Consider the following 2,779-nt stretch of genomic DNA (forward strand, 5'->3'; position numbering starts at 1 on the left):
TTAGCGTGAGTCATGAGTGGGTCTCTTCTGGCAGGTGGGTGGTGTAGGAACTTCCATCCTGCCGGGCGGGGCCCGCTCGTCTCATCTCAGCCCGTACCCCGTGGCAAGAACCTCATGACCCACAACATCTAGCCTGGCAGTTATCTGCGACACCATTTCTTTACGTGCCCACGCCCAGGGTGATGGGGCTGCTGTCACGCGACGGTGAGCTGCAACCCTGGCAGTGCCCCCCGCCCCCCACGGCGATAGCTCGAGTGCCCGTACGCCCGAGGCATGCCCTCGCGTGCACGAACGCGAGGGCATCTAAGCAGTAGTGCCCACTGCTGGGTCAACCGCGCACATGCGCACTTTGGGGCAGGCAACCCCCGAGGGTCGACCTTCAACGCCTGGGTGCCAGCCAGCTGGGTGGAGCGGATTACGGCTCAGGAGTCCTGGTGGCGGTGTGCGCCGGGGGCAACCCAACGCCATGGCGGGAATACTCGCCGTGTCCACTTCCCGCGGGCACTCAAACCGCCCCGCACCCAGGCTGTCCGGACGCCCGGGGAGGCCTCGCCGTGCGGCCAGGGAGCCGGTCAGGCCAACGCGGCAGGTACGTGAGCAATCGGAAACCGCCCACTGTGGATGTGATGGCTTGGTGGCGGGTTTCTGTGATCGCTCAGTGGCGGTGCAGGCGCGGTCAGGTGTCGGTCGTGGTGCGGCGCAGCTCGCGGTAGATGGTGGTGCGGGAGACGTTGAACAGCTCGGCCAGCTCGGCTTGGGTGTGCTCGCCGGCGGCGTGCAACGTCAGCAGGTGCTTGCGCTGAGAGGGCGAGAGCTTGGGCTTCTTGCCTTTGAGTTTGCCCTTGGATCTGGCGATGGCCATGCCTTCTCGGGTGCGCAGGCGGATGAGGTCCGCCTCAAACTCGGCCACCATGCCGAGCACGTTGAACAGCAACCGGCCGACGGCGTCGTTGGGGTCGTAGACGCTGCCTCCGAGACTGAGCGCCACTCCCTTGATGGTGAGCTCGTCGGCGATGTCCCTCGCGTCCGGGAGCGAGCGGGCCAGCCGGTCGAGCTTGGTCACCACCAGGGTGTCGCCGTCCCGGGTCGCGGCCAGCGCTTCGCGCAGCCCGGGCCGGGCGCGGGTCGTTCCCGTCAGGCCGTGGTCGAAGTAGATGTCCTTGTTCTCGACTCCGAGGCGCTCGAGTGCTTCCCGTTGGGCGGAGAGGTCTTGCTCCAGAGTCGAGACGCGCGCGTAGCCGACATGCATGTCCCCATTGTTGCAGTTACCCTCCCCTCACCGCCCACGTCACCGTACGGGTCTTGCGTACATGACGATCCCTCACAAGACGTCGTCGAGGACTGAGCTCGCTCGACGTACGGCGAAGGATCCCCTTACGGGCATGCGATCTGGGCTGACGCCTGTGACCGAGTGTTCAGTTCGCGCTGTATAGTTCAGTCCATGATGACTATTGCTTCGCGTCTCGACGTGATGAACCGCCTGGGTCGTGCACTGGCCGACCCCACTCGATCCCGGATCATCTTGACCCTGCTCGACCATCCCGCTTACCCGGCGGAACTGGCCCGAGATCTGGACCTGACACGCCCGAACGTGTCCAACCACCTGGCATGCCTGCGCGATTGCGGGATCGTCGTCTCCGAGCCCGAGGGTCGTCGGACACGATATGAGATCGCCGATTCGCACCTGGCGCAGGCGCTGACGGCACTGGTCGATGCCACCCTGGCAGTGGACGAAGACGCCCCGTGCATCGATCCCGCCTGCTCGCTTCCCGGATGCGACGCAGCTGGGGAGGGCGCATGATCCTCACCTCGGTCTTGCAGGCGATGGGCCTGTTCGCAGCGACCAACATCGACGACATCATCGTGCTCTCCCTCTTCTTCGCGCGAGGGGCAGGCCAGCGCGGCACTACCGCCCGCATTCTGGCCGGCCAGTACCTCGGATTCGCCGGCATCCTCGGTGCCGCGGTCCTGGTGACCATCGGCGCCGGAGCATTCCTGCCCTCGGCAGCCATCCCGTACTTCGGTCTCATCCCTCTGGGCCTCGGCCTCTGGGCCGCATGGCAGGCCTGGCGCGGAGACGATGACGACGATGACGACGAGGCCAAGGTTGCCGGCAAGAAGGTCGGCGTGTGGACAGTCGCAGGCGTCACCCTTGCCAACGGCGGCGACAACATCGGCGTCTACACCCCTGTCTTCCTCAGCGTGAAACCTCTCGCAGTAGTCGCCTACTGCATCGTCTTCCTCGCGCTCGTCGCGGTCCTGGTGGCCCTGGCAAAGTTCGTCGCCACCCGCCCCCCGATCGCCGAAGTGCTCGAACGCTGGGAGCACGTCCTCTTCCCCATCGTTCTCATCGGCCTCGGCATCGTGATCCTCGTCAGCGGCGGAGCCTTCGGACTCTGACGTAGCGGCAGCGATCCAAACGGCCCCGACCGGGCGCACCCCTCTCGGTTCAGACCGCGACACCTACCTGCAGCCAGTCCTGCGTGATCGCGGCAACAAGACCGCCACGGAGCGCTGCAAAAACCCCGCCACCAAGCGAACGAAGCCACAGGGCAGGGCGTGTAAAGGGGTATACCCGACTGGACACGAACGGGAGCGGGCCTCCGAGCCGTTCGGCGGGAGGGGGGTGCGACCCTTCTCCCGCACTGGCGGCTAGGGCATGTCTGACAATCGTTTTGACCATGCGATCACAGCATTCAGGACCACAGCGGCCCTGTAGATGATCGCGTACTTGTCATACCGGGTCGCCAGGCCCCGCCACTGCTTCAGGTGCGCGTAC

At 65.7% G+C, this 2,779-nt stretch carries 3 protein-coding genes and 1 pseudogene; 2 read left to right on the forward strand and 2 right to left on the reverse strand.

Annotated elements, in window-relative coordinates; all coding sequences use genetic code 11:
* Positions 1 to 676 precede the first annotated feature (676 nt).
* On the reverse strand, positions 677 to 1,249 hold the full coding sequence (locus tag J1M40_RS09945; RefSeq protein WP_065573827.1) for a recombinase family protein: 573 nt from the start codon (positions 1,247 to 1,249) through the stop codon (positions 677 to 679).
* 192 nt (positions 1,250 to 1,441) lie between these two features.
* Here J1M40_RS09945 and J1M40_RS09950 point away from each other — a divergent pair, with 192 nt between their 5' ends.
* Positions 1,442 to 1,801: a helix-turn-helix transcriptional regulator gene (locus J1M40_RS09950; protein WP_017488126.1), complete on the forward strand. Its 360-nt coding sequence runs from the start codon at positions 1,442 to 1,444 to the stop codon at positions 1,799 to 1,801.
* On the forward strand, positions 1,798 to 2,400 hold the full coding sequence (locus J1M40_RS09955) for a cadmium resistance transporter (RefSeq protein WP_017488125.1): 603 nt from the start codon (positions 1,798 to 1,800) through the stop codon (positions 2,398 to 2,400). Before J1M40_RS09950 ends, J1M40_RS09955 begins: the two co-directional genes overlap by 4 nt.
* Positions 2,401 to 2,652: 252 nt before the next feature.
* On the opposite strand, the pseudogene J1M40_RS09960 reads toward J1M40_RS09955, so the two are convergent.
* Positions 2,653 to 2,779, reverse strand: a pseudogene (locus J1M40_RS09960) (IS5/IS1182 family transposase); the annotation flags it as partial.

The organism is Micrococcus sp. KRD026 (genome assembly GCF_017168445.1).
Lineage (GTDB): Bacteria > Actinomycetota > Actinomycetes > Actinomycetales > Micrococcaceae > Micrococcus > Micrococcus luteus.